The sequence below is a fragment of the Sphingopyxis sp. EU05-FHT14B03 genome, from assembly GCF_058790875.1.
The window spans coordinates 1042014-1063154 of record NZ_JBYTDC010000002.1; the positions used below are offsets into that span (position 1 = coordinate 1042014).

At 64.6% G+C, this 21141-nt stretch carries 18 protein-coding genes and 1 tRNA gene; 5 read left to right on the forward strand and 14 right to left on the reverse strand.

The annotated features are described in order from the left end of the window. Positions 1–54: 54 nt before the first annotated feature. Positions 55–1386: a chloride channel protein gene (locus tag AC3WS4_RS14095; RefSeq protein WP_492739595.1), complete on the forward strand. Its 1332-nt coding sequence runs from the start codon at positions 55–57 to the stop codon at positions 1384–1386. 132 nt (positions 1387–1518) lie between these two features. Next, entirely contained in the window at positions 1519–2223 is a 705-nt protein-coding gene (locus AC3WS4_RS14100) for a DUF899 family protein (RefSeq protein ID WP_492739594.1), read from the forward strand. A gap of 97 nt (positions 2224–2320) precedes the next feature. On the opposite strand, the gene AC3WS4_RS14105 is transcribed toward AC3WS4_RS14100, so the two are convergent. Then, positions 2321–2698: a PaaI family thioesterase gene (locus AC3WS4_RS14105; RefSeq protein ID WP_492742840.1), complete on the reverse strand. Its 378-nt coding sequence runs from the start codon at positions 2696–2698 to the stop codon at positions 2321–2323. 77 nt (positions 2699–2775) lie between these two features. Then, the gene (gene ettA / locus AC3WS4_RS14110) at positions 2776–4455 is read right to left on the reverse strand and encodes an energy-dependent translational throttle protein EttA (protein WP_056351379.1); all 1680 of its coding nucleotides are present in this window, start codon (positions 4453–4455) and stop codon (positions 2776–2778) included. A gap of 130 nt (positions 4456–4585) precedes the next feature. Between ettA and AC3WS4_RS14115 the strand changes: the two genes are divergently transcribed. Continuing rightward, on the forward strand, positions 4586–5998 hold the full coding sequence (locus tag AC3WS4_RS14115) for a M28 family peptidase (RefSeq protein ID WP_492739593.1): 1413 nt from the start codon (positions 4586–4588) through the stop codon (positions 5996–5998). 204 nt (positions 5999–6202) lie between these two features. Next, complete coding sequence (locus tag AC3WS4_RS14120; RefSeq protein WP_492742842.1) at positions 6203–6454, forward strand: hypothetical protein; 252 nt, start codon at positions 6203–6205, stop codon at positions 6452–6454. Between the two features lie 79 nt (positions 6455–6533). On the opposite strand, the gene AC3WS4_RS14125 is transcribed toward AC3WS4_RS14120, so the two are convergent. Together AC3WS4_RS14125 and AC3WS4_RS14130 are read right to left on the reverse strand one after the other, a co-directional pair. Next, positions 6534–8291 carry a hypothetical protein gene (locus AC3WS4_RS14125; protein WP_492739592.1) on the reverse strand — a complete coding sequence of 586 codons (1758 nt, stop codon included), beginning with the start codon at positions 8289–8291 and terminating at the stop codon, positions 6534–6536. A 260-nt stretch (positions 8292–8551) separates the two neighbouring features. Next, positions 8552–10186 (reverse strand): tetratricopeptide repeat protein, encoded by a 1635-nt coding sequence (locus tag AC3WS4_RS14130; protein ID WP_492739591.1) that lies wholly within the window; start codon positions 10184–10186, stop codon positions 8552–8554. Positions 10187–10580: 394 nt separating this feature from the next. Between AC3WS4_RS14130 and AC3WS4_RS14135 the strand changes: the two genes are divergently transcribed. Then, positions 10581–11003 (forward strand): hypothetical protein, encoded by a 423-nt coding sequence (locus AC3WS4_RS14135; RefSeq protein ID WP_492739590.1) that lies wholly within the window; start codon positions 10581–10583, stop codon positions 11001–11003. Between the two features lie 22 nt (positions 11004–11025). Here the strand turns inward: AC3WS4_RS14135 and AC3WS4_RS14140 are convergent, their stop codons facing one another. The 10 genes from AC3WS4_RS14140 to AC3WS4_RS14185 all read right to left on the reverse strand — a co-directional run bounded on the left by AC3WS4_RS14140 (position 11026) and on the right by AC3WS4_RS14185 (position 21133). Further along, positions 11026–11940, reverse strand: a complete 915-nt coding sequence (locus tag AC3WS4_RS14140) for a hypothetical protein (RefSeq protein ID WP_492739589.1) — start codon at positions 11938–11940, stop codon at positions 11026–11028. Positions 11941–11945: 5 nt separating this feature from the next. After that, complete coding sequence (locus AC3WS4_RS14145; protein WP_492739588.1) at positions 11946–14402, reverse strand: fimbria/pilus outer membrane usher protein; 2457 nt, start codon at positions 14400–14402, stop codon at positions 11946–11948. A 241-nt stretch (positions 14403–14643) separates the two neighbouring features. Continuing rightward, complete coding sequence (locus AC3WS4_RS14150) at positions 14644–15330, reverse strand: fimbrial biogenesis chaperone (protein WP_492739587.1); 687 nt, start codon at positions 15328–15330, stop codon at positions 14644–14646. Positions 15331–15530: 200 nt separating this feature from the next. Then, positions 15531–16130: a hypothetical protein gene (locus AC3WS4_RS14155; RefSeq protein WP_056351356.1), complete on the reverse strand. Its 600-nt coding sequence runs from the start codon at positions 16128–16130 to the stop codon at positions 15531–15533. Between the two features lie 49 nt (positions 16131–16179). Beyond that, positions 16180–16752, reverse strand: a complete 573-nt coding sequence (locus AC3WS4_RS14160) for a hypothetical protein (RefSeq protein WP_492739586.1) — start codon at positions 16750–16752, stop codon at positions 16180–16182. A gap of 26 nt (positions 16753–16778) precedes the next feature. Continuing rightward, the gene (locus AC3WS4_RS14165) at positions 16779–17309 is read right to left on the reverse strand and encodes a hypothetical protein (RefSeq protein WP_492739585.1); all 531 of its coding nucleotides are present in this window, start codon (positions 17307–17309) and stop codon (positions 16779–16781) included. A gap of 91 nt (positions 17310–17400) precedes the next feature. Further along, on the reverse strand, positions 17401–18027 hold the full coding sequence (locus AC3WS4_RS14170; RefSeq protein ID WP_492739584.1) for a hypothetical protein: 627 nt from the start codon (positions 18025–18027) through the stop codon (positions 17401–17403). A gap of 97 nt (positions 18028–18124) precedes the next feature. Then, on the reverse strand, positions 18125–18712 hold the full coding sequence (locus AC3WS4_RS14175; protein ID WP_492739583.1) for a hypothetical protein: 588 nt from the start codon (positions 18710–18712) through the stop codon (positions 18125–18127). A gap of 807 nt (positions 18713–19519) precedes the next feature. After that, positions 19520–19596 (reverse strand) — tRNA-Pro (locus AC3WS4_RS14180). 61 nt (positions 19597–19657) lie between these two features. Further along, complete coding sequence (locus AC3WS4_RS14185) at positions 19658–21133, reverse strand: M20 family peptidase (protein ID WP_492739582.1); 1476 nt, start codon at positions 21131–21133, stop codon at positions 19658–19660. Positions 21134–21141: the final 8 nt, after the last annotated feature.

Sequence of the window (21141 nt, forward strand, 5' to 3'; positions counted from 1 at the left end):
TCGAAATCCGGGCAAGGGTTGCGCCCATCGGCCTGTCGGTCCACAGCGCCGCGCATGTCGCTCACGCATAGATTGCAGCGCTGGAGTCGCGTGTGGCGACTGCGCCTCAACCGACGGGCGCGGACAGAGGTTGTCGATATCCGACGCCGGATCGCGACGGTCGGTGGCGCGGTGCTGCTCGGGCTGGTCGCGCTCGCCTTTGCGGCAGCGGGCGACAAGGTGCAGCGCCTGATCTTTGCGATATCGCACCTGGCCTGGTGGCTGCCGTTGATTGTCACCCCCATGGCGTTTGCGTTGGTGGTGTGGACGACACAGCGCTATTTTCCAGACGCGCGCGGGTCGGGCATCCCCCAGATCATTGCAGCCGGGCGAAGGCCCGAGGCGGAAGCGAGGGGGCCGCTGGTCTCGCTGCGCACGGCCTTCGCTAAGCTGGCCCTGACACTGACGACGCTGGCGGCTGGCGGTTCGGTCGGGCGCGAAGGCCCGACGGTGCAGGTCAGCGCGGCGATCATGGTCGCGGTACATCGGATATTGAAAGTGAGGATTACGTCGGGGGTTTATATCGCAGGCGGCGCGGCCGGCGTCGCGGCGGCGTTCAATACGCCGCTAGCTGGAATCGCCTTTGCGATCGAGGAACTGGCGGCGGCCTATGAACAGCGTGTGGCGGTGTTGACGATGGGCGCGGTGATGATCTCCGGACTCGTCAGCCTCGCGGTGGCGGGCGATTATGTCTATTTCGGCGTGATGCGCGAGACTTTGCCGGTACGCGACGTGTTGCTGATCGCGCCGATTGCGGGGATCGGTGGCGGGCTGGCTGGCGGGTTGTTCGCGCGTGTGGTGCTCGCGGCCAGCAATCGCACCGCCGGCTGGGCGAAGCGCGTCGCCGGGCGCCCGATATTGTTCGCGACCGCGTGCGGGTTGGTGGTCGCAATCATAGGGATCATCACCCATGGTGCGACCTGGGGTACGGGGTACGATGTCACCAAGTTGCTGGTTGAAGGTCAGCAAGGCAAATTGTGGTTCTTTCCGGCAAAGCTTGCCGCAGCACTCGCTTCGACCTTGAGCGGCGCACCGGGCGGTATCTTTGCGCCATCGCTCGCGGTCGGCGGCGGGTTCGGCAATTTGCTTACCCCGATCTTTCCCGACAGCCCCGCAGGCGCGGTGGTGATGATGGGCATGGTCGCCTATTTCGTCGGGGTCGTGCGTGCGCCGTTGACCGCAGTGATTATCTTGATCGAGGCGACGGCGGCGCGCGGCGTTATCCTGCCATTGTTCGCGACCGCATTGATCGCCGACTGGACCAGCGCGCAAATCTGTCCGACACGGCTCTATCACGGACTGGCGAAACAGATGATGCCCGCCAAAACCACCCCCGCCGAAGGCTGATCGGCACCGGCTCGCAACTCGTCGTCGATATCGGGCGTTTCCCGGTCGAGGCGACCCGCAACTGCGGGCAGCCGATTTTGCGCTTTCCCGGCCGACTGGCAGAGCGACGAAAGTCGCAAACAGGGAGACACTATGGCCCTTCGCCAACATTTATTGGCCGCACCGGCGCTCGCGTCGCGGCGGCGCCCCTTTCCCGGCGAGGACGATGATTATGCAAAGGCCCGCAAATCGCTGCTGGCCGAGGAAATCGACCTTCGCCGCAAGATAACGCGCGTCGCAGAGCAACGGCGCGCGCTGCCGCCCGGACCGCTGATCGGGCCGGATTACCGCTTCAAGGACGCCAATGGCGCCGACCTCGGGCTCGCCGAGCTGTTCGGCGAGCATGACACGCTGGTGACCTATTTCTGGATGTACGGTCCCGACCGCGAACGCCCCTGCCCGATGTGCACCAACTGGCTGGGGTCGGTGAACGGCAACGCGGCCGACATCAAGCAGCGCGTCGCGCTGAAGATCGTGGGACGCAGCCCGGTCGAGCGGCAGAAGGCGTTCGCGCAGGAACGCGGCTGGCAGGCGCTCGACTTTATCCAGACCGTCGGCGACGATTATGCGCGCGACTATCATTTGCTGAACAAGGACGGGACGGAAAACCCGGCGCTGGTGGTCTATAAGAAGAATGGCGCAGGCGTGCGGCTGTTCTGGAAGAGCGAGATGACCCGCGACATGGCCGATCCGGGACAGGACCCGCGCGACGCGCCCGATATCGCGTCGCTGTGGAATGTGCTGGATTTGACCCCGCACGGACGCGGGACCGACTGGTATCCGGCGCTGGAATATTGAAACACACGCTCGTCATTGCGAGGAGCGAAGCGACGCGGCAATCCAGGGTGGTGAAAAGCCGCTCTGGATTGCTTCGCTTCGCTCGCAATGACGATATTTAGGGAATCGCGTAGGTCACATTCGCCTGCCCGACCGGCTTGTCGGCATCGTCGGTCCAGATCCGCACGTCCATCACCGCGAGCCGCTTGCCCAGCCGCAGCATATACGCGTCGGCGAACAGCGGGCCCGGGCGGCACGGGCGCAGGAACTGGTAGTTGAGCCCGCTCGTCACCGCCATCGCGACCGGGCCGATATGCGCGAGGACGAGCGCATAGGCGGCCATGTCGGCGAACCCCATCTGGGTTGGGCCCGAGATCAGCCCGCCGGGGCGCAGCGCCTTGTCATTCGGGTCCATCCGCGCCTGGATATGGCCGGGCGCGGCCGAGACGACATGGCCGCGCGATCCCGGCGCCGAATGCGGGAAGGCCTGTGCCATGAAGGCGTTGAGCGCGTCGGCATCCAAACGGATCGCGCTCGATGAAATAGGCTGCTCCCCCTCCCCGCTCATACCGGTCAGCGCGTCAGCTTCTTGTACGACGTCGCGTGCGGACGCGTCGCGTCGTCGCCGAGGCGGCGGATCTTGTCTTCTTCATAGGATTCGAAATTGCCTTCGAACCATTCGACATGGCTGTCGCCCTCGAACGCGAGGATATGGGTCGCGAGGCGATCGAGGAAGAAGCGGTCGTGGCTGATGACCACGGCGCAACCGGCGAAATTCTCGAGCGCTTCTTCGAGCGCGGCGAGGGTTTCGGTGTCGAGATCGTTGGTCGGTTCGTCGAGCAGCAGCACGTTGCCGCCCTGTTTCAGCATCTTGGCCATATGGACGCGGTTGCGTTCACCGCCCGAGAGCTGGCCGACCTTTTTCTGCTGGTCGACGCCCTTGAAGTTGAAGGCGCCGACATAAGCGCGCGTCTGCATCTCGTGCTTGCCGATGTTCATCATTTCGGCGCCGCCCGAGATTTCCTGCCAGACATTGTTGTCGGGTTTCAGGTCGTCACGGCTCTGGTCGACGAAGCCCAGATGGACGGTGTCGCCGATCGTTACCTTGCCATTGTCGGGCGTTTCCTGCCCGGTGATCAGCTTGAACAGCGTCGACTTGCCCGCGCCGTTCGGGCCGATGACGCCGACGATGCCGCCGGGCGGCAGCGAGAAGGACAGGTCTTCGAAGAGCAATTTGTCGCCATAGGCCTTCGAGATATTCTCGACCTCGATCACCTTGCCGCCGAGGCGCTGCGGCACCTGAATGACGATCTGCGCCTTGCCGGGGATGCGCTTTTCCTGCGCCTCGACGAGCTGGTCGAAGCTTTTGATACGCGCCTTCGATTTGGCCTGGCGGGCTTTGGGCGACTGGCGGATCCACTCTAGCTCGTCCTTGATCGCCTTCTGGCGGCCCTGATCCTCGCGCGCTTCCTGCTCGAGGCGCTTGCCCTTCTTTTCGAGGTAGGTGGAGTAGTTGCCCTCGTAGACGAAATAGCGGCCGCGATCGAGTTCGAGGATCCAGTTGACGACATTGTCGAGGAAGTAGCGATCGTGGGTGACGAGGATGACGTTGCCCGGATAGTCGACGAGATGCTTTTCGAGCCAGGCGACGCTTTCGGCGTCGAGATGGTTGGTCGGTTCGTCGAGCAGCAGGATCGAGGGTTTTTCGAGCAGCAGGCGGGTGAGCGCGATGCGGCGCTTTTCACCGCCCGAGAGGTTTTCGACGCTTGCGTCGCCCGGCGGGCAGCGGAGCGCTTCCATCGCGATTTCGAGCTGGTTGTCGAGCGTCCAGCCGTCGACCGCGTCGATCTTTTCCTGCAGCGTCCCCATTTCCTCCATCAACGCGTCGAAATCGGCGTCGGCGGGCGGATCGCCGAGCAGCGTGCTGATCTCGTTGAAGCGGTCCATCATGTCGGCGACGCCGCGGACGCCGTCCATGACATTTTCCTTGACCGTCTTGGTCGGGTCGAGCTGCGGCTCCTGCGCCAGATAGCCGACAGTGATGCCATCGCCGGCCCAGGCTTCGCCGGTGAATTCGGTGTCGATGCCGGCCATGATCTTCATCAGCGTCGATTTACCGGTGCCGTTCGGGCCGACGATGCCGATCTTGGCGTCGGGATAGAATTGCAGGCTCAGGTCCTTGAGCGTCGGCTTTTGCGCGCCGGGATAGGTCTTGTTCAGACCCTTCATCACGAAACTATATTGAGCGGCCATGGGATATGCTCCGGTATGTGGCGCGGCCGCGCGGGCGACCGGGAGAGATGTTGCGCGCCGGTTAGCGAATGGGCGCCCGCTTGGCAATCGACGCTTGCCGCCGATGGCGGCGCGGAGCTAGGACGACGCCATGACAAACAGCCTTCGCATTCTCGCCCTTGCGTCCGCCGCGCTCCTCGCCGGGGGTGCCGCCGCCATCCCGCCACCCCCGCCCCCCACGGCGGCGCAACTCGCCGAGCGCGGCGACGACCTTGCCTGGTCGATCACCGAGGACCTGACGACGGAGATCGGGCCGCGGCTGGCGGGCACCGAGGCCGAATCGGCGGCGCGGCGCTGGGCGGTCGCGCGGTTGCAGGCGATGGGCTTTGCAAATGTCCGTGAGGAACAGTTTCTGATGCCGACCTGGGTGCGCGGCGACGAGGAGGCTTCGCTGATCGGACCATTCCAACCGCAGAAGCTGGCGATCACCGCGCTCGGCAACAGCGCCTCGACGGGGCCGAAGGGGGTCGAGGGCGATATCGCCTATTTCCCGAGCTACGACGCCCTCGCAGCCGCGCCCGATAGCCAGGTGAAGGGCAAGATCGTCTTCATCGACCATCAGATGGAGCGCGCGCAGGATGGCAGCGGTTACGGCCAATACGGCCGCGGCCGCTTCATCGGTGCCAATGCCGCGTCGAAAAAGGGGGCGATCGCGGTGGTTATCCGTTCGATCGGCACCGACAATCATCGCACCCCGCACACCGGCGGCACCAATTTCGAGGCCGGTGTGAAGCCGATCCCCGCCGGGGCGCTGTCGAACCCCGACGCCGACCAGCTGGTGCGCCAGTGGAAGCGCGCGCAAGCGATGCGCACCAATGAGAATGAGATGGGCTACACCCCAGAGGCGGTGCGGATGAAACTGCTGCTGACCCCGAAGCAGGTCGGCGAGCAGCATTCGGGCAACGTCATCGCAGAAGTACCGGGCAGCGATCCCGCCGCCTCGCCCGTCATTATCGCCTGCCATCTCGACAGCTGGGACCTCGGCACCGGGGCGATCGACGATGCGGCGGGCTGCGGCATCATCGCCGCCGCCGCGAAGCATGTGATGAGTGCAGGCCAGCCGCGCCGCACGATCCGCATATTGTGGGCAGGCGCCGAGGAGGTCGGGGTGTTCGGCGGCAAGGCCTATTTCGACAAGCATGGCACCCAGAAGCACGCCGTCGCGCTCGAATCCGATTTCGGCGCCGACCGTGTCTGGCGCGTCGATTTCAAGCTGCCGGCCAGCGCCAAGGGAGTCGAGGACCGGATCGCCGCCGAACTGGCGGGTTTGGGCATCGTACGCGGCAAGGATCCGGCGGGCGGCGGCGCCGATATCGGCGCGCTGGTCAAGGCGGGCGTGCCGACGATCGACCTGCAGCAGGACGGGACCCGATATTTCGACCTGCACCACACCCCCGACGACACGCTCGACAAGATCGACCCGGCGCAACTGCGGCAGAATGTCGTGGCGTGGACGACGACTCTGGCGATTCTCGCGGACAGCAGTGACGCCGAACTGCCTTGATACTCAACTAAAACAGTAGGATTTCCGCCGCGCCGGTTTCAACTCAATTATTTTTGTTGACGATTGGTACGGAACGGCTAAATCCCGCCGCTCGCGGGACGGGAAAGTTCCCCATCGCGTAAAGGCATTTTAGGGAGCCACACATCATGAAGAAGTTTGCTGCTATCGCCGTTGCTGCCAGCATGTTCGCCCTCGCCGCTTGCGGTGAAAAGGCTGCTGAAGAGCCCGCCACCACCGAAGCTCCGGCCGCAGACGCGACCGCTGAAGCTGGTGCCGACGCCGCTGCTGCCGGTGCCGACGCTGCTGCTGCTGGCGCCGAAGCTGCTGCCGCTGCTCCGGCTGCTGACGCTGCTGCTGCTCCGGCTGCTGACGCCGCCGCTGCCCCGGCTGCGGACGCCAAGGCTGCTGCTCCGGCTGAAGAAGCCAAGAAGTAAGTCACAGCCCCTCGGGGCATGACTGAACCGAAAGAGGCGGTCTTCCTTAGGGAAGGCCGCCTTTTTTCGTTGGGCGCGAAGGATGCGCGAGACGCCGCGCGCTAATCGTGCACCCAAAAGCCGCTCGCCGCGAAATCGGCGCCGAGCCACCAGTCGGGACGCGACGTCCCGTAGCGGAAGTTGACGCGTCCCGCCTGACTCTGCAGCGGCGAGGTAACCTCGCCCGCGGCATTGCGCTTGGCCTTTTGCGTGGCGGTTTCAGGCACCACCATCACGATATGCCCCGACTTGCCCTCGACCGTGTTGCGGCCGCAGATGATACCGAGCCCGCCCGCATTGGCGACATCCTGCAGCTTGGTGAGGGTGCCCGTCTGGCGCCAGCCATAGTCGGAGCCATAGTCGGTGAGCCAGCGGTAGAGCGCGTTGGCCCGCATCTCGTCGACCGTCGCGAGATAGGCGGGCTCGACCTTTTCGCCGGTGCGCAGCCGTTCGATCGCCTTCGACGTCCACCACACCCGCGGCAAATAGGCGCCGGCGAGGGTGCAGAAATCATGGGCATAAAGGTTGCAATAGGTCGGTCCGGCCGGCTTGTAGCGCAGATGCGCCGGATTCTCGCTGTCGAGATAGGCGATGATCGCGGCGATATTGACGCAGCGCGCGGCCGCCGACCCGGTGCCCCGCGTCGGCATGTTCGCCTCGCTTAGCGGATAGGCGCCGCCCTGATTGGGCAGGTCGGTGCGTTTCGTGACCGCCCCCACCTTCCGCTTGAGGTGAACCTCGGGAAGCACCGAACCCGATGCGGTCGCCGGACGCGAGGGAAGCGCCACCGGCGCCGCGACGGGCGGTGTCGCAGGCGGCGGCGGTGCCACCACGGGAGTCACGACGGCCTTCAACAACGACGCCGAGGCGAAACCACGCTTCAATGCGCCCTGGATGCTCGCCTCGACTTCGAGGAAGCCGTTCACCGGCACGTCGCTGATCGCGCGGACCAGCGAATGACGCGGCAGAGCGGCGAAACGATTGTCGGGCTGCCCGGCGCCCGGCTTCGCGGCGGTCCGACGCAGCGCCAGCGGGTCGGACAGGGTTTCGACGCGGTAGGTCTTGCCCGTCGCGGTGACGGGGGACGGCGGCGGCACCGGTGTCGGCGGCGTGATGACCGGCGGCGAAAAGACGACCGCACGCGCCGCCTTGATATATTCGGCGATGAACTGGCCGTAATATTTCTTGCTGCCGTCGGCGAGCGTCACCGAGTGCCCCTGCTTCAGCCCTTTCGTCGAATTATAGCCGCCGGTGTTATAGGCGATCGCGACCGCACATAGCTCGGCGTCGGTCAGCACCGGCCGACCGTCGAGTCCGATCTTCGTCTTTTTCGCCTTCAATTCGGAGAGGCATTTGCCGAGCGACTTTTCGAAGACCTCATAATCGCGGTTGAGGAAATAGTCGGGATCGACGTTGCGGAAAAATTGAATGTCGTACTGGAAGATACCGTAACCATGGCAGAATTTATTCTGGTTGGTGAGAACCGGCTGGTACGCAGAGATTTTGGCCGCCATCGCGGCCAGAGCGGATCTGGCGATCGCGAACATCTGCGCGCCCTTGGGATGCGCCTCCAGTTCGGCGCGATTTTTCGGCCAGGCGCTTTCGCGCTTGGGGAAATCGAGCGTGTCGCCGGTGCAGAGTTTCAATATCTGCTCGACCGGCAGGCCACGCCGCGACAGTGGACCCCAGATTTCCTTGCCCGTTTCCTGATAGGCGATCGCCGCGATCAGATCGAGCGTGAACGGCGTGCCGCGGACCGCCTCCAGGACGCGCGTACCGAAATTGCCCTTGAACCAGGCCATATCCTGCGAAATGCTCATGCTGCTGAATCCCCATATTCGAGGCAACAGCGTCTGGCATGGCCGACCGGCGTCCAGACAGGCCATCGCCTGCCGTCCCATCTTCAACCTCTAGGGGCGACCCGGAATGTTTGTTGGACTCGGCGCGACAAAGCGCGCCCGGACGACAAGAGGATGCCGCATTTGGTGGCGGAGTCAATCGCGGCGCTTGTCCCCGTGGGCCGACAGCATCTCCTGTAGCGGGTCTCCAAGCCCGAACAGGCCGTCGTCAGGCCGGGACGTCAGTTCCCCGTCGCGCGTTCCGGCGAACGGCATCGATCGAACAACTGCGACATCGCGCCGTAAAGTCTGTCGTTCCAGATCCGGTCCTTGAACGGAATAGCCTTCAACAATTCGAGGTCATAGTCCGGCCTGCTGCTCAACAGCTTTGCCGCGGCACGTTCGGCCTCTTCGTGATCGCCGTTCATCCAAAGCGCCGCGGCCCCATAGACATGGCCGAACGAATATCCCGGGCGCCGGGCCAGTGCGAAGTTCGCGCTGTTGACCGCTTCGTCGTAGTTTTCGAGCATGATATTGGCGAGCGCCAGTTGCCCGAAGCGATGAAAATTCTTGTTGTCCTGGGGGGTAAGGCGCAAGGCCGTATGGATCGTTCGGATTCCGTCCTCGGGTTCGCCGGACAAGATATAGCAAGTGCCCAACTGGGCGTAGGCGGGCGAAAAGCTGGGATTCAGCGCAATCGCCTCGTGCATCAGGGCCGCGGCACTGTCATGCTGGCCCTGCCACATGTCGATGACCCCCAGCAGTAGCCACGCCCGCGCGTCATAGGGATCGATGTCGCGCGCGAGCGCGACCCGAGCGCGGAGATCGCCGAAAGATCCCGGCACCGATGCGGTCGCCCAGATCCGAGAGGCCTCCGCTTCGGCCTGCTCGATTATGAGGTCCACCGTTCCCGGTCGCGCCGTCGCCGCGAGGTCCAGCAGATCGGCGGTCAGTTCCGCATCGGCACGCGTGAGGCGGCGCTTGTGCCAGCGGGCGCGCCACAAAAGTTCATCGGGATTGAGATCCTCGATCGGGCGATCCTGCAACCGTTCCGCCTGATCGGCCTCGATGCGCGACGAAACCGCGGCGATGGCATCGATCGCGACGCGCTTGATGTCGCCGCCCGGCCCGTTCTGGTTGAGATTGTGACGGCTCGACCAGATCACGCGGCCCGAAGCCGCCTCGCACAAACTGATCAAAATCGCCTCGCCCGGCCCCGGTTGGCAGCTCAAAAGATACGCCACCCCCTGCGTTCTGGCCGCGCGAACCAGGCTGCCCCGCCCGGACAGGCGCTGGTTCGCCGCCGGCGCTCCGACAAGGGGCAACCAGCGCAGGCCCGCGATGCTCTCGGCCAGATGACCGACCAGCTCCTCGACGACCGCGGCCTGGCCTTCGGGGAGGTCATGATCATGGACCAGGATGCTGATCGCGGGGCGTCCATCGGCCTGCAGGCCATCGTCGTCGGACAACGCGGAGGGCCGATCGCCGACAAAGAGGTCGCCGGCGGCCTCACGCGCCGAGTCGATGGCCTGCCGTTCCTCACGGAGCCAGTCCTCGAATCCTTCTTCCCAGGCGATGTCGATCCCTTCGAGAAATTCGTCGCGCGATTCAGCGACCCGGGCGGGGTCGCGGACGTCGACGAGGATCTGCGTCAGATCGAGCGCGACGGTTTCGTAACCGATGATCAACAAGGGATGATCGCCGGAATTGACCAGCGATCGCAGGTTCGAAAGCTCGCGGCGAAGGCTGGCTTGCGAGTTGGCGCGCTCGCGGCTGCCCCAGATGCGCTCCTGCAACCAGCGGCGCGAGCGCTCGCCCGAACGGGACGTCGCCAGCATCGCGAGCAGGATGCGCGATCGTTTCGCGGCAATCGGCACGCGCGCCCCATCTGGTCGCGCCAATCGAAACGATCCGATCAGGTCCAACCGGAAAAATTTACTTCCCACCACACCCAAGCCCCATGATTAATTCTATATTATTTTTGTATGTTTTTGCAAAAAGTAAGTTTTATTTTCGAATGACCCTAAATTAATTTGGGGTGGTGCCGCGCGAATTCGCCGCATCGCGCCCTGCCCCACCTTCGGCAACGAATTCCATCGGCGATGGCCCCGACGACGCAGAATGGCGGCGGTCATGACGATTTCTGCCAACCCGAATCGCCATCCGCCGTCGCGCAACACCCTGTCGCCCCGGCCCGATCGGCCTGCTTCCAATCCCTTCTTAACTATTTCGCATTAGACCCCCGGTGTCGAACAGGAGTTGAGAACGCCAATGTTGCGAAAGAATCGAATTGCCGGGGCCACGATGCTTGCCGTCGTCGCGCTTTCGTCGACCCCGACTGTGGGGAGCGTCAGCAAGACTATTTACCTGCGCGCGCATGTTCCGGTGTATTGCAACGTCGAGTTGCTGCCGACGCTGGGCGGCGTGTCGAACGATGGTGTCGTCAACCTTGGCATGTCGCAGGAGCTGTGCAACTCGCCGCGCGGCTATCGCGTCATCCTCCAGCATCCGGTCGACATGCCCGAGGCGGCGGTCATCAGCGATTCCGATCGGATCCCGCTTTCGGCGACCGGTGAAACGGTACTGTCCGATTCCGACCATGCGGGCTTTCATTTCCGCCAACTGGCGCTCGACCTCGGCGACGATCCGGCAACGATCAACCGCCTCGGCCTGCGGATGGAAGTCAAATATTGACGCGTTGAGCGGGTGACTGTCATCAGGTCACCGGGGCGAGCGTCAGGATCAGCGTATCACTATAGGCTCCGGCGCGTTTCGACGACACGTCGTCGACGACGACCTCGAGCGGAATCTGCTGGCCGGCGAGCCCGGCGCGCGGATTGGTGAAGCCCGCCCCGGTATCGAGCGCCAGCGCGCGACCGCCAAAACGCACCACATAGGGAATCCGGTCGGCCTTGTCGGTGCCGGCGGCGCCTTCGCGCAGCATCACGCTGCCGTTGACGCTGCGTGCGGTGACGGCAAAGCGTCCGGTGCTGCGGACCGAGACCGACAGCGACCGCGTCAGCGTCGAAAAATCGAGAAAATCGATTTCGCCCTGGGTCGATGCGCCCGCGACATTCGCGCTCAATACATTGGGCACCTGGACCGTGACAGTCACGATGCCGGGGATTTCCTCGGGTATCGAGCTATCGCGGTCGGCGCACCAATAGCGGATCGTGTACTGTTCGCGATAGACACCCGCCGGCAGATCTTCGCGCAGGTTGGTCAGGAACAGCCGCAGCGTCGCCTGCTGGCTGTTGTCGTCGGCGCCGAGCGTGACCGATCCCGACCGCAACAGCGCATAGGCTTCGTTGCGGGTCGCGCCGATATTGCGGCCCGAATCGTCGCTCCGCCATTCCAGCTGCGGCCCGCCCGTCACGCCGACGCGCGACCGGACCGACGAATCTTCGTCGACGATCTGGTACGCCACGGTGATCGGCGCGTTGCCGACCCCGACCCGGCGAAACATCATCGTGACCGGCTGCATGACCTGCGCCGCGCCCGTCGCGTCGAGCGGATCGACGCGGACGTCGGCTATGATCACCGGATCGACCGTCACGCATTGCGCGGCGGCGGTGGTGCCGAATGCGGCCAGAGGAAGAGCGACCGCAAGGGCCATCGCGAAGTTTTTCACGCCGTTCACCTTTCATCCGCTGGATTGACATCGCCGATGCGCACGATGCCGGAATCGGTTTCCGGTATATCCAGTTCATATATGATCGGCGGGCTATCGTTCATTTCGATCCGCCAGCGACCGGGCCGCAGCCCGCTGATTCCAAACCGGCCCTGCCGGTTGGTGAACAGTTCGACCCGGCGCTGCTCTCCGCCGATTTCGATCGCCTGTCCGACCTTGAGCGCCAGCGGTTCGCCGCCGAGGGTCAGTCGGCCGATCGCCATCACATTGTAATCCGATCCCACGGCGACGACATATCCCGACCTGTAGGGCGCATACATGCGGATCGATCCGGTCCCGAGGTCGAGGCCGGCCGTCGCATTGGGGACATCATAGGTCAGCGTGCGCGGCGAATAGGAACCGACCTGCCCATAGAGCGCGGGGCCGAACGTCCCCGAGCGCGCCTGATAGCTGCCCTGCGACGGCTCGACCTCGATCGACAGGCCCTTGCCGCCCTTATACGGGCGCATGATGGCGAAGCTGTCGCTGATCGGACGCCCGACCGCGAAGGATCCGCCGGCGAACGCAATCGACGACGCGACGCGCAGCGACGTGCGCTGATCGACGATGCTGTTGCTCTGCTGCGAATAGGCCGCGGTGTGGGCAAGGCCGATATCGGCGCGGTTCGCGACATAATTGCCGCTCGCGTTGACGCTGTAGGTGTCGGACGCGACGTCGACATTGGCGACGCCGCTCCACGCCCCGACGCCATAGCCGCCGGAACTCTGCATCCCCAGCCGGACGCGGTCGTCGCGGCTGTCATATTCGGCGCGCGCCGAGGTGCGGGCGCCGAAACGCCGGACCAGCGAAACCCGGACGCTCTTGTCGTCGCCGCGCGCGCCGCGGCTCCATTCGCCGTCGATGACGACGTTGGTCGACAGGTCGATCCGGTGCCCCGCGCTCAGGCGAATGGAGCGTTCGTCGGCAAAGGCGCCGCGCCCTTTGGAATAGCGGGCCTGCGCCCCCAGGAACGACGCGCGGCCGAGCGAGCGGTTGAAGCTGACCGTGGCGTTGAAGCTGTAGGGGTTGTCGGCGGTCAATTGCCCCACGGCGCCGAACCGCCGGCTTCGCGTTTCAAAGGTCGCGATGAGCGAGGAGCCGCCGTTGGCGGCCTGGGTCACGCGCTCGATCGAGAAATTGGCCGCCCATCCCGCGCCGGTCGACGGGATATAGCTGTAGGCAACGTCGCCGCCGATCGTGCCCCAGTCGGTGCCCAGCACCGCTTCACCGCCGACGAGATACGCCTTATTGGCATATTGGAAATTGCCGCCGAGGGTCAGATTGTCGCTGAGACCGCGGCGGTAGAAGCCGGAGACCGCGAGATCGTTGCTGTAATCGAGTCCGTCGGTCCGGGCGGTGAGCACGCCGATGTTGAGATTATATTCGGACAATCCCTGCGCGAGCTGGCTGCGTTCGATGAAGGTCGTGAAGGCGATCACGTCGCGGCGCCCGGTGTCGTCGACGATCACCAGTTCGACGTCGTTGCCACCCTGCGCGAAGGGGAAATCGCTGACATTATAGGTGCCCGGCTGCAAGCGGAGCGTCCGCACCGTGCGGCCATTGACGATCGCCTCGACCGTCGCATCGCGTTCGAGCGAAAAGGTGCGGCCGCCGCGCGGCGCGACGTTGCGTTGCGGGTCGAGCAAGGCATAGCTGCGCGCGATGCCGATACCGGCGATGTCGACGGCGCCCTGAAAGCCCCGGCTTTCCGAAAGCAGGTCGCCCGCGGTCCACCGCGCAAGACGGTCGGAATCGTCGTAGACGACCCGCGATCCGGTCCGGCGGAAACTGCTTCGCTGGCCGTTATATTCGCCTTCGGACTCGACGACGAACTTGCCGATGCGCGTCGCGCTGTCGAACAACAGGAAGGGATCGCCGAGGCCGGTCTGGCCGCCCTTGTGGACATAATCCAGCGATCCGCGAATATTGACATAGGCGGAGAATTTCTCCGGCACCGCAAACTCGCCGATCTTGGCGGGATCGAGGTCGCTGAGGCCGATCGTGCGCAACGCCCGGTCGGCGGTCGCGATGCTGAGCGTCAGTTCGAGGGTTCGTTTGTCGAACAGGAGCGGGACGCCGCGTTGCTCGAACAGCGAAAGCGGCGCAAAGCCCTGGTCCGACGGCGTTGCCCGCAATTCGCTGAGCCGGGCCGTGTCGAGCCGCGGGGCAAGCAATTCGACAAGCCGGTCGACCGAAATCAGGATCGCGTCGTCGGAGGTGATCTGGGCTTCGACGTCACCGATATAATTGGGGCCGTCCTTGACCGGAACGACGATCGTCATGGTCCGCCCGGTGCTGTTCAGGCGGACTTCGTCGGTCGCCTGCATCGCCGCGGCCGAGATCGAGCCGAGGGGTAGCGACGCGCCCTTGGTCGCGGGTGGCGGCGGCAACGACGCTTCCTCGCCCGCGCGCACGACAGGCATCCGCGGGACACAGGTCGTCAGCGACAGCGGCTCGCACGATCGCGTCGACGGCGGAAAAATGGTCCGGCCATGGTCCCAAGGAACGATCGGGGCCGAACGCGGATCCGGATTCAGCGCCGCACGCGAACCGTCCCGCACCTCCGCCGCATCGACCGGAAGCGTGAAAGCCAGTGCCGCGGCAACGGCCAGGGGACATGCCCCCCATCGATAAGATCGCCGAACGCGCCCCCGCACGATGGAATCAACGCGACCGGCCGGACGTCAGCACTTCCGCAGTGCCTTCCGGGTTTTCAAGATCGATCGGCGCCACGAACTTGCGGCTGGTTTCGGGGCCGACAAGGCCGAAACCAATCATCTGCTGCACGTCGCTGCTGTTGAGCGACCGGCGGAAGAGCTCTTTGCCGCCGGCATCGCGCTGAATCAGGGTGAGCGATCCGCTGCTGATATAGCCGTAATTCTTTCCGGCATTATGCACGGTAAAGGCGATCCGCGCCGGAGCGTCCGGGACCGGACGCACGATTTCCGCGTTTTCGATCGTCAGCTTGGGCTCGCCCGCGACGATCGAAGAGACGTTGATCATCGCCTGGAAATTATAGAGCACCTGGATCGTCGACTGGCCGCCGGGGACTTCGACCGGCAACTGCGATACCTCCGCATAATAATGGCGGCTGCGATCGACCTCGGGGTCGCCGACATATTGGATGCGGAAAGACTGGGTCGCGCCGGGCGGGATGATGGCCTGCGCGGGAAAGGCGACGAGGTCGTCGGTCAGGCGATCGGATGCCTTGACGGTGTCGGGCAGCAAGTCCGCCTCGACCAACCGGATTTCGACCGGAAGCGGGGTGGTGCCCGTGTTTTCCACGCGGATTTGCCCGCCCATCTGACGCCCGGACATCTGCAAGTCGAGGATGACCGGTTGAACCGTCATCGCCGCCTGAGCGGCGGCGGAAAACAAACCGAGAATGGCCGCGAATGCGGCGGCAACGAACAACGACTTCAACTTAAGCATCTTGCCCCCAAAAAGTGCCGCCTTGCCGGCAACACGAAATTTGGCAGGCGTCGAAACCACGACGCCTGCCCCCCAAATCACTTCGGTATCAATCGTGCCACTGACATGGCTGGATGCCGTCACCCCGCCACGGAAATGGTGATGGTCAGCTGATCGGTGTAGGTGCCAGCAAGCATCGGGGCGTTGGTGGGATCGCGCAGCAAGCCCATGCGGACGTCGAAGTCGCGCACGCCGGGCGGAACGCGCGAACCGTGATCGTAGGTCCGGCTATCGCCGGGCGCCGACGGCACGAAGTTCAGAACGCCCCAGCTCTGGTCCCGCCAATTGGCGTTGTAGGTCATCCGGCGCATCCGCACGAAGCCCGCTGGCGGGCTGCCCGACGAGGCATCGTGAGCCAGTCCGCCGTTCGAGCTGGTCACCGTGATCGTGTGCGTGGTGTTGCACGCCGCCTGACCGCGGACGCGGATCGCGACCTCTGCGGTCGACTGGACCGCGTTGCCGGCGCTGTCCGCCACCAGCGCGGACGGGATCGTCCAGGTGTTGCCGCTGAACTGCGACGCGCTGACATTGTTCGTCGAAGACGCGAACTGCCAGGTGCTCGGCAGGCTGCAGAAGGCTTCGGCGGTGCCGATGACATCGACCGAAGCGCTGTCCTGCGCCGCCGCCGGTGTGGCAAGCGTCGCCAGTGCAGCGACGCCAAGGATCAAAATGGATTTCATGACGGAGGTTCCCCCATGGCATGCGGAAAGGTGAGGACGACCCGACATCTCAGTTCGTCGCCAAAGTGACGGTGACGCGACCACGATAGGTGCCGGCTTCGAGCATCAGGTTGGGCTGCTCGGCCCGCGCCGCAGTCAGCGTCTCAAGTTTCGAGATGTTGAGCCGCAACCCCGACGCCGGCGCAGCGCGCGCTTCGGGCCATTCCAGGAATGCCTGGTCGCTTCCACTGCGCGGCCGAAAGCCGACGGGAGCCGCCCATCCGACGAGCTTCGCATCAAAAGTGATGTGGCGGGTCATGTAAGCGGGCTGGGCATAGGGCTTCGCGGTCTCGAGCGTCATCGGTTGCCCCTCGATCGTCAGCCGGTGCGAGGTGTTGCACCAGGCGTCGGCGATCACCGCAGTCCCGACCGTCGTCGACGCCTTGAGGGGCGCAGCGAGCAGGCCGTCAGGTCCCGACAAATCGCCGAGGTCGATCTCGGTGATGTTGGGCGATCCCAGGCTGCAGGCGCCGACCACGGTCGCGCCGATATTGACCTGCGAGGAAACTTCATTCGCATGGGCGCCGCCGGATACAGCAAGCGCTGCGACCCCGACGGTCACCAATTTGAGGCGATGGAACATATCGTCACTCCTGGACAAGATCAGCATCACTGGGTGAGCGAAATGGTGAGGCGAACCTGACCATTATAGCCACCCGCGACGGGACGAAGATTGTTGGCGACCGTCGGGTCCGACAACAGCAAGGTCATCGGACCGATATTCGCCTCGGGAGCGGAGATTTCCTGCCCCGACGCCGCGGTGCTGTTGACGTTGCCGGTCACATCGTCCCAGACCAGCGTCGCCGTGTAATCGACGCGATTGGTGAACGACGCCGAGTCGGCGACGAACGTCACCGTATCGTGCAACAACGGCTCCGCCGTGATCGTGACCTTGGCCGGCGCATTGCAATAGAAGCTCGCCGCGAGTTCGCGCTCGTCCGTACCGCTGAAGTCGCTGACGATCTGTCCCGTCACCCCAGTCAGGCTTCCGAGGTTCATCGGGGCCGAACTGATCGACAATTCGGAGCAAAAAGGCGCGACTTGCGATTTGACGGTAAAGGTGTCGCTGTCCTGCGCCATGGCGGGAACCGCATACACCGTGGCGCCCAGCACCAATGCGCGAAGCAGGGTGGTTTTCACGATCTTCTCCTATACTCATCCGCGAGGCGGACGTGCTGTTCGGCGGCTGGCGATGCCGTCATGATCTCACCGACCGGTGAAAAATTCATGGTCATGCCCGCACCGCCAATTCGACGATGATGGTGTCGCGATACCGGCCAAGGGCCGGGTCGTCGGTCGCACCGGGACCGTTCCAGCGCAGGCTCATCGTGCCCGACCGGTTGATCGCGGTGGCGTCACCCGACGACCACCCCTCTCCGCCCCCGAAGGCACAACCCGAACCTTGCTGATCGGACAATTGGTCGGCGCGGCACCAGCCCAGGGCATTCGCCCCGGAGTCGGTGTCCACATTGACCGAAATTTCATAAGGGATGCGCCGGGCCACGCCTTCGAGACCATGCTCGGCGACGAACCCGCCTTCCCCGGACCGCACGCGCAGTTGAAACGGCGCGTTGCAATCGAGACCGAAATGCGCCTTGGCATCGCCCTGGCGATTGAAGTCCAGCCGGTCCGCGGCGAGCATCGGCGGCGATGCCATGCGGCACCGGGCGCTGACTTCGCCCCGCAGGTCGATCCGCAATTCGGTCGGCGCACCCAGCGGCGCATCGGATGACGTATAGCCGGTGCCCAGCGCCGCCACACCGAGTTCGCCCGCCGAAGCGGTCGCCGCCCCGCCAATCCCGCCGAGCAGGAGCAGCAGGGCAGAGGCCCGGTGCAAGGTGATGGTCAATCCGCGCATGACAATCCGATTCCGCTGGATGCGATCCGACGATCGATCCGCCCCACCCCCCAATCGACGCCGAGAGGCGCGATGGAGGATGGGTGGATCTTTACGATCAGCTGACGGTAGCGGTCAGCTTGACATAGCCCGAGTAGGAGCCGGCGACCGGACGCAGATTGCCCGGGTTCAGCACCTGAAGATTGAAGCTCGAATACTGGCCAAGACCGGTTTCAAACGCGCCGGTCGTGGCGATGTCCAACGACCCGGTACCACCACCGGTCGACTGGACGGCCAGGTCACCGGCGCCGTTGTTGAACGCGTTGCCGCCAAGATTGCCGGTAATTTTCAGGTCGAACTTGTTAGCGAACGACGACGAGTCGGCGGGCGCCGCAGACGCACGATCACCATCGAGCGCCAGCGAAGCGACTTCGATCGTCACATCGGCAGGAGCGTTGCACCACACGTTGCCGAAGCTGCGGTTGGTGACGGGAGCAACGTTGAGCTTGCCGTCCGCGCCGGTGATCGCGCCAAGATTGATGTCGCCCTGCGTCCAACCCGGAGCCGACGTAGCACCCGACTTGTGATCGCCAAGGCCGCATGCGCCGGTGACGGTGGCGGTCACATTGACCTGGGTGTCGGCGGCAAAAGCGGGAGTCGAAGCAAGCAGGCCAATGGCCGAAACAGCAGCAAAAAGGGTCTTCATGACTATCTCCACATGTTGAACCGACCCGGCGGGCCGGCGTAGCTTTCCCGGAAGACCGTCCCCCTCCCCACAGGATGGAAACCGGCCCCTTGTTGCGCCGCGATCGCTCGCCACGCATCCACCTGCTCGCGCCGGGATTGGACACGAACCTGCGGCGGGGCCGACGGCCCCGAGATTGGGCTTTGCCCGCAAGGACGCAGCCGCAACTCCGCCGAACAGGCCGAAGCCCGTCGACAAAAGCTCTATGGTTAGTTTGCGTGGCCGTTACTCGGCCGGTGGCCCCCCGATCGCCGTGGCGATCAATGCCCCATTAGTCGTCCAAAGCGGTGCGACAGTTTCCGCCTGGCTCCCCCTCGCAGAACCAATCCTTAATCTTGTGTCAACTAACTGCGGGGCGGTCGTCCCGACATCGTGAAAAAAACGTCCGACTATCGTGAATACTGGAGGGCCGCTTCTGTCTCAGTTCAGGACATTAACCAGTGGATCAACGCGTTACCGCGCTTTGCCAAAACGGACCCAACAAAGTTCGGGTTCTTTCGAGCGCCGCGATGCCGATTTTGACCCCGGTCATTCGACCGACGCCCCTCCGAGTCGCCCCGAGTCGCAAGCGCGACGGGACAGCAGGAATCGCTTCACCGGGGAATTTGTGCGCTATGCCTTATGGATAGGGAACGTCCGGATATGCTGGTGGGTTGGCTCGCTACGGGAAGTTGTGTCGCGCGCGGGTCGTGCGCGAAGCCATGCCGCCGCGTCTCCGGACCATGGCGGGCCGACGCCAAGCGCCGGGAAACACGTCAAAAGTGGAAATGGTCGGGGAGACAGGATTCGAACCTGCGACATCTTGCTCCCAAAGCAAGCGCGCTACCGGGCTGCGCCACTCCCCGACGCCGTCGCGCCTTTAACAGGCTGGCGCGGGATGTCTATCCCGGCCGGCCCGTCCGCCCCCTAACCCGCCGACGTCGCGATAAGCCGGGCGTAGAAATCGATCATGCGCTGGAAGCTGTCGATCGCCATATGTTCGTTGGTGCCGTGGATCATCGCCGTTTCCTTCAGCGAAAAATGCATCGGCATGAACCGGTACACATCCTGCGACACCCCTTCCATGCTGCGGCTGTCGGTGCCGGCGACGACGAGCGTCGGGGTGAGCACGGCTTGCGGTGCGTCGGCGCGCGCGGCGGCAGCGATCCATTTCCAGCCCGGCGAACTGGTCGACGACACGCGCGAGGGTTCGCGCGGCGGCTTGACCCAGGCGAGATCGACCTTGGCATCGCCGACCGCCGCCCGCGCGCGCGCCATGACGTCCGCCGAGCTGTTCCACGGCGCGATGCGATAGTTGATCAGCGCATTGGCTGATTGCGGCAGGACATTTTCCTTGGGGCTCCCTTCCAGCATCGTCGGGGCGATGGTGGTGTGAAAGGCCGCGGCGGTCGAGGGCGTCGCGCCGAGCTGGCGCTTCAGCAGCGGCGCGAACAGCCAGGGGTTGGCGACCGCCATCCTGGTCGTGCCGCCCTTCTTTGCCGCCAGTGCCCCGATCATCGCCGCGCCGGGACCGCGCAACTCGATCGGAAAGGGATCGCCGGTAATCCCGAGCACCGCCTTCGCGAGCGTTTCGACGCCGGTTTCGGCGGGCGGCATCGAACTGTGGCCGCCGGGCGCGTTGGCGGTGACGCGCAGCGTCGCATAGCCTTTTTCGGCGATGCCGATCATGATCGCGGGACCATCGATGACCGGGGTGTCGGTGAGTATGAGGCTGCCTTCGTCGAGGGTGAAGATCGCCTTCACCCCCTCTGCCTTGAGCTTCGCCGCCGCCGCGATCGCGCCGGTGCCACCGGCTTCTTCGTCGTGGCCCGAAACGAGATAGATGCCGCGTTTCGGCCTGAAGCCCGCCCTCGCCAGCGCCTCGGTCGCCTCGAACAGCCCGATCAGCGAGCCCTTGTCGTCGACGGTGCCCCGGCCCCACACCGCCTGCTCGGCGATCGTCCCGGCAAAGGGCGGGTATTTCCAGTCCTTTTCGGTCCCCGCGGTCACGGGCACGACGTCCTGATGCGCCATGGCGATGATCGGCGCGAGCGCGGGGTCGCTGCCCGGCCAGTGATAGACGAGCGTCCGGTTGGGCAGGATCGTCCGTGTCATCGCGCCGTGGGTCGCGGGATAGGTCGCCGCGAGCCACGCATGGAGCTTATCCCATTCGGCGATCTGGTTGTCGGCCGGGTCTTGGTGCGAGATGGTCAGGAACCGGGCCGCAGCGCTCAGATGCGCGACCGCGGCGTCCAGATCATAAGCGGGAACCGCGGCAAGCCGCACGTCGCTGCCATCGGCGATGTTCGCCGGCTCGAAGGTCGCGGTGCGGACCGTGACGATTCCGGCGATGACCGCCACGATGGCCAGTCCGCCCAGCAGGATCGTCCGCTTCTTCGCCATCAATTCTC

What these genes read in the sequence shown, in the direction of transcription:
- AC3WS4_RS14135 (WP_492739590.1), top strand. Translation starts at nt 10,581, where the DNA reads ATGTTGCGAAAGAATCGAATTGCCGGGGCCACGATGCTTGCCGTCGTC.
- AC3WS4_RS14185 (WP_492739582.1), bottom strand. Translation starts at nt 21,133, where the DNA reads ATGGCGAAGAAGCGGACGATCCTGCTGGGCGGACTGGCCATCGTGGCG.
- AC3WS4_RS14170 (WP_492739584.1), bottom strand. Translation starts at nt 18,027, where the DNA reads ATGCGCGGATTGACCATCACCTTGCACCGGGCCTCTGCCCTGCTGCTC.
- AC3WS4_RS14145 (WP_492739588.1), bottom strand. Translation starts at nt 14,402, where the DNA reads ATGCCTGTCGTGCGCGCGGGCGAGGAAGCGTCGTTGCCGCCGCCACCC.
- AC3WS4_RS14100 (WP_492739594.1), top strand. Translation starts at nt 1,519, where the DNA reads ATGGCCCTTCGCCAACATTTATTGGCCGCACCGGCGCTCGCGTCGCGG.
- AC3WS4_RS14175 (WP_492739583.1), bottom strand. Translation starts at nt 18,712, where the DNA reads ATGAAGACCCTTTTTGCTGCTGTTTCGGCCATTGGCCTGCTTGCTTCG.
- AC3WS4_RS14150 (WP_492739587.1), bottom strand. Translation starts at nt 15,330, where the DNA reads ATGACGGTTCAACCGGTCATCCTCGACTTGCAGATGTCCGGGCGTCAG.
- AC3WS4_RS14105 (WP_492742840.1), bottom strand. Translation starts at nt 2,698, where the DNA reads ATGGCACAGGCCTTCCCGCATTCGGCGCCGGGATCGCGCGGCCATGTC.
- AC3WS4_RS14155 (WP_056351356.1), bottom strand. Translation starts at nt 16,130, where the DNA reads ATGAAATCCATTTTGATCCTTGGCGTCGCTGCACTGGCGACGCTTGCC.
- AC3WS4_RS14125 (WP_492739592.1), bottom strand. Translation starts at nt 8,291, where the DNA reads ATGAGCATTTCGCAGGATATGGCCTGGTTCAAGGGCAATTTCGGTACG.
- AC3WS4_RS14160 (WP_492739586.1), bottom strand. Translation starts at nt 16,752, where the DNA reads ATGTTCCATCGCCTCAAATTGGTGACCGTCGGGGTCGCAGCGCTTGCT.
- ettA (WP_056351379.1), bottom strand. Translation starts at nt 4,455, where the DNA reads ATGGCCGCTCAATATAGTTTCGTGATGAAGGGTCTGAACAAGACCTAT.
- AC3WS4_RS14115 (WP_492739593.1), top strand. Translation starts at nt 4,586, where the DNA reads ATGACAAACAGCCTTCGCATTCTCGCCCTTGCGTCCGCCGCGCTCCTC.
- AC3WS4_RS14095 (WP_492739595.1), top strand. Translation starts at nt 55, where the DNA reads ATGTCGCTCACGCATAGATTGCAGCGCTGGAGTCGCGTGTGGCGACTG.